This window comes from Treponema sp. (assembly GCF_052169735.1).
Lineage (GTDB): Bacteria > Spirochaetota > Spirochaetia > Treponematales > Treponemataceae > Treponema.
The window spans coordinates 1-4,680 of record NZ_JBQNBW010000103.1; the positions used below are offsets into that span (position 1 = coordinate 1).

A 4,680-nucleotide genomic window follows, 5' to 3' on the forward strand; every position below is an offset into this window, starting at 1 on the left:
GGGGGGGGTACAATATACGAATTTTTCATAACTGTCAAGCCTCTTTCTCTAAAAAAAGAATAGATTTTATGCGGATTTATCACGAATATCGGCTAAAACCGGTATCTGATGGTAAAATCAGCATGGGCTTAATTATAGCACGAAAAAGCAAAATCTGCAAGAAAAAAATGATGTATGTATTCTGCATTATGAATAAAGTTCCCTGACATCTTCTTGAGAAAGACCGGTTGCTTTTGCGATATTTTCAACGGATAGTCCGAACTGTAGAAGATTTTTTGCCGTTTCGAGTGCTTTTTGATGGAAACCTCGTGATATTCCTTGGATAAATGATATCGTATCAGTACAATTACCCATTATCTATCGCCCATTCCTTGATAGTTCTGGTATTTTCATCAAAGCTGCTTCCAATCAGTACAATCTTTTTTCCGTCCATCTTATACTTTGTGGCATAGGTATTCTTTTTGATTTGATCGAGTGCCTCTTCCGCACTGCCGTTGCCGCTCAGCTTAAACTCGAAAATGTAGATCGTGTCTGCTGTTCTCACAATACAGTCAGCTCTGCCAGTACTACAATATACTTCCGTCTGCACAAACTGCCCCATGAGCGCAAAGATCAGGTACACAGCCGCCTGGTAGTTCTGTTCACGCAGTTTCAGCGTTTCTCCAGTGAAGTTATCATACGGAATGCCTGCGATAATTGACTGTATCCGCTCCATAAAAGAGTCAACTTCCCCTTTGCGCACATCTTGAACAAACTTCCACACTGATTTTCCAGTATCACCCAGCGATAGCCCTGAATATGCAGGCAGCAGATTCTCTAAAAAGCCGTATCGCACCTCATTATTCGGAAAACCGAGCCGGTATATCCGGGCTTCTTTGATATAGCCCTTAATCGTTAAATATCCTGATTGAAACAGAATAGGTAAGGCATCTTCTGCTACAGCCCGATAGGTTTCCAACCCTGATTCAGTGAGCTCTACATTGCCGTCTAAGTCTGGAATAAAATACCGGGATTCTTTGAGATAGTTGACTAAAAAAGTCGGGGTGCCGGTACCGAACCAGTAACTTCTGATTTCTTTTTTAGCAAAGGCATTCAAGACACTGAACGGATTATACAGACCGACACCCGCCGGATGGAACCGATATCCGTCATACCATTGCTTAAGGTCAGCAAGTGCTTGCTGATAGTCCATCTGTTGCTCGTCGGCAAGGATTTGTATTTCCGGCTGAAAGTTTGTTTCCAGCTCTGTCTGGGTGATACCGCAAATACCGGCATATTGTTTTTCCATTGATAGATCCCGGAGGTTATTCAGATCGCTAAAAATGCTAACCTTGCTGAACTTGGTAACACCGGTTAAAAAGGCAAAGCGGATATATTCGTCGCAGGTTTTAATCACCGAGTAAAAGGCTTTGAGTGTATTGCGATAATCTTCGTTTAAGGATTCATTCATATCCATCGTCTGTAAGAGCGGTTTATCGTACTCATCGACAAGAATAACTGCTTGCTTGCCGGTTTGCTGATATGCCCGTTTCAAGAGCTTTTCAAAGCGCGAGGCAAAAAACGGTTGTTCTTCTTTCGGTGTCGAAATCCCGTATACAGACTCCGCTTCAGATAACATAACATGCAGCCGCTCATTTAAGGTTGCCGGATCGATATATTTTCCGACATTAAAGTCAAAATACAGCACCGGATATGCTTCCCATGCAGCTCTATTTTCTTGTGCAGCTTGCTCTTCTTCCGCTTTTTCAAGATACAAGCCTGTAAACAGTTCTTTTTGCCCCAGAAAATATGCAGCTAACGTCGAAAGAAAGAGGCTTTTGCCAAACCTCCGCGGGCGGCTGAGGAAGTAGACTTTATTAGCCATACTTAATTGAGCTATATACGCTGTTTTATCAACATAGAGAAAATTCTTTTTCCGTAAATCCTTAAAACTCTGTATACCGATCGGCAACTTGCGTGAAATGTTCATAGCGATAGTATAACAAGGATATTGTCTTTTGCAAATATACGGTGCATATACTTCGTCAGCAAATGTACCTCCTAAGTACATTTGCTAACGGCAAGTTTCACGGACATCCTTGTCCATTCTGCAGAATTATCCTAGACACAAATAGAGCGAGCAGATACAAGGCGCGAACAAAAATAAAGCGGAGACACGGCAACGAATGTACATCCTTGGATGCAACGCAGTAGATACCGCTCTATTTGCGTCTAAACCTTGAACTTCCCGACTTCCTCTGCAAGATTTTGAATACTCTGCTTATTCTTCTGCGTAATTTCGTTCACTTCCTGTACAGCGTTGTTGATTTGCACCGCGCCGGAAGCCATCTCGTTCATGCTTTCAGTGATGATACGGGTAAGGCTATCGAGCTTTTGCATTTCTTCCGCAACCCCCTCCCCGCCTTTCAGCATTTCTTCCGAACCTGCTTGAACTTCTACCGTTACCGTGTTGATGCTCTTAATCGCAATCAGTACTTCCTTACTGCCGTTTTCCTGTTCCTGCATCGCTTCAGTGAGCCGGTTACTCATTTCTTTAACTTGCTCAGCAAGGCTGAAAATAGCATTAAACTTTTCTTCTACCGTTTTGGATGAAGCGGAGAGCGTTTCAATTTCTCCGCTCAAGGTTTTCAGTGTTGCTGTAATCGCCTTACCCTGTGTTGCAGAATCCTCTGCCAGTTTACGGATTTCATCGGCAACAACAGCAAAGCCTTTTCCCGCTTCTCCTGCGTGAGCAGCTTCAATCGCAGCATTCATCGCCAGTAGGTTTGTCTGCGAAGCAATGTGTTGGATGACGTTCGACGCTTCCATCAACGAGCCGGATTCTTCTGCTATTTTCTGTGTTACGGTATTAGATGTTACAAGCGTGGCTTTGCCGTCGCTGGTTGCAGCTGTAAGACTTTTAATAACCTCATCGGTTTTTCCGAGGGTCTGTCCGATAGAGGCAATATTCGCGACCATTTCCTCTACGGAGGAAGACGATTGCGCAACGCTTGCCGCCTGTGTTTCGATGCTATTGTTCAGCTGCTTAATGGTGCGGACAATTTCTTCGATAGTTGCCGCTGTCTCGGTAACGCTTGCTGCTTGAGTCATTGCCTGCTGCTTCACCCCGTCGATATTGGCGCTGATTTGATTAACAGCGCTGGCTGTTTCAGTCATATTGGACGCAAGTTCATCGCCGATTTCTTCCATGGTATTGGAGTTTATTCCGACCGCTTGAATCGACTTACCTATTTTCGCAATCGTTTCGTTGAAGTACTCGGACATATCCGTAATCTCGTCGTTACCCGTAACCGGCAAGCGAACCGTTAAATCCCCCTCGCCTTGCGCGATATTCCGCAAAGCGGAAACTACGGTTTTAATCGGTTTTATAATTGCACGAGCAACGAAAAACACAATGACAAGCGCAATCACCAAGATAACCGCCCCGATCCCCATCATTGAGGTCTGCAAAGAATGTACCGTTCCCATAAATTCATCTTTGGGTGCAGCTATAATGACTGTCCAACCGGTAGTTTTCATTTTAGCATACGAAGCTATTTTGTTCACACCTTTGTATTCATAATAGCCTATAGATGATATATCCGTTTCAAGCGCGATTTTTTCAAACTCCGCAAGTGATTTCAAGCTGACATCGGACTGGGCTTTTTTAATAGTATTCCACATAGACCGTACTATTTCGGAATCAGGATCTGCTACATTGCTTCCGTCTGCTCCGTTAATGTAAGCATACCCAGTTTTGCCGACTACAATGTCTTTTATTTGATCGGTGAGCCATAAACCCTGAATAAGGGCAACCAAGGAAGCAATATGGTTGTTGTTATCGTCTATAACCGGCACAATGACTGCTATAACGAGTTTGTGCAAAATAGGCGATATAAATGGCTTTGCAAAATGCTTTTGCCCACCATTTGATTCTTCATACCATGCAAGCTTCGAAATATCCGTTGTTTTACCATCGCTGGAATAAACTATTCCGTTTCTATCGGCAATATTGAAATCGAGAATTTGATTATTAAAGGCGATCTCTTTATCGAGCAGCTTGCTTTTTTCCGTAAAAGAAATATTCGGATCCCGAAATGCGGGCATGCGTGCAATCCCTTCAAGAAACTGCCAAAAAGCAGTAATGCGCCCGTCAATCACTTCTGCAACATCGGCTGCTTTGTCAATAAGATGCGCTTCAACCTTTTCGGTTACGGCCTTGCGCGCAGTTCTAACTGCAAGAAAGCCTTCGATAGTCGAAGCAAGTGCAATCAATAACCCGAAGATAAGAATAAGTTTGTAGCGAAGAGAAAATCGCTTTTTCATTGTGTACTCCTTTGTAGGGGAATTTTTTTCTTTTTTTTCGATAAAAAGAAAAAAATTCCCCTACGACCCTCGCCCAAGAATGTACGTCCTGTACATTCTTGGGCTACGAGTTCGCAAACGAACTCGCTTCTGCATAGAACCACCGCCATCCGTGGCGGTGCTGAAATGGACATCCTTGTCCATTTTTGGGCTGCGAGTTCGCAAACGAACTCGCTTCTGCGTGGAACCACCGCCATCCGTGGCAAGTTCAAAAATTGACCTCCCTGTCAATTTTTGAACGCGAGTTTTTGCTGTGCAAAAACGTCGCTATTACATGGAAACACCGCCGTCCGTGGCGGTTTTGAAATGGACATCCTGTCTGTTATGACCAAAGGG

3 protein-coding genes are annotated in these 4,680 nt (G+C 43.8%); all 3 read right to left on the minus strand.

The features are described 5' to 3' along the window. Window positions 1-186: 186 nt before the first annotated feature. The gene (locus ACTTJ8_RS11370; RefSeq protein WP_442721257.1) at window positions 187-354 is read right to left on the minus strand and encodes a hypothetical protein; all 168 of its coding nucleotides are present in this window, start codon (window positions 352-354) and stop codon (window positions 187-189) included. Next, on the minus strand, window positions 347-1,969 hold the full coding sequence (locus tag ACTTJ8_RS11375; RefSeq protein WP_442721255.1) for an ATP-binding protein: 1,623 nt from the start codon (window positions 1,967-1,969) through the stop codon (window positions 347-349). Before ACTTJ8_RS11375 ends, ACTTJ8_RS11370 begins: the two co-directional genes overlap by 8 nt. A 242-nt stretch (window positions 1,970-2,211) precedes the next feature. Then, the gene (locus ACTTJ8_RS11380) at window positions 2,212-4,305 is read right to left on the minus strand and encodes a methyl-accepting chemotaxis protein (RefSeq protein ID WP_442721256.1); all 2,094 of its coding nucleotides are present in this window, start codon (window positions 4,303-4,305) and stop codon (window positions 2,212-2,214) included. Between the last annotated feature and the right edge of the window lie 375 nt (window positions 4,306-4,680).

Bases quoted from the DNA above. Each gene is read 5' to 3' on its own strand.
- ACTTJ8_RS11370 (WP_442721257.1), bottom strand. From the start codon at position 354: ATGGGTAATTGTACTGATACGATATCATTTATCCAAGGAATATCACGA.
- ACTTJ8_RS11375 (WP_442721255.1), bottom strand. From the start codon at position 1,969: ATGAACATTTCACGCAAGTTGCCGATCGGTATACAGAGTTTTAAGGAT.
- ACTTJ8_RS11380 (WP_442721256.1), bottom strand. From the start codon at position 4,305: ATGAAAAAGCGATTTTCTCTTCGCTACAAACTTATTCTTATCTTCGGG.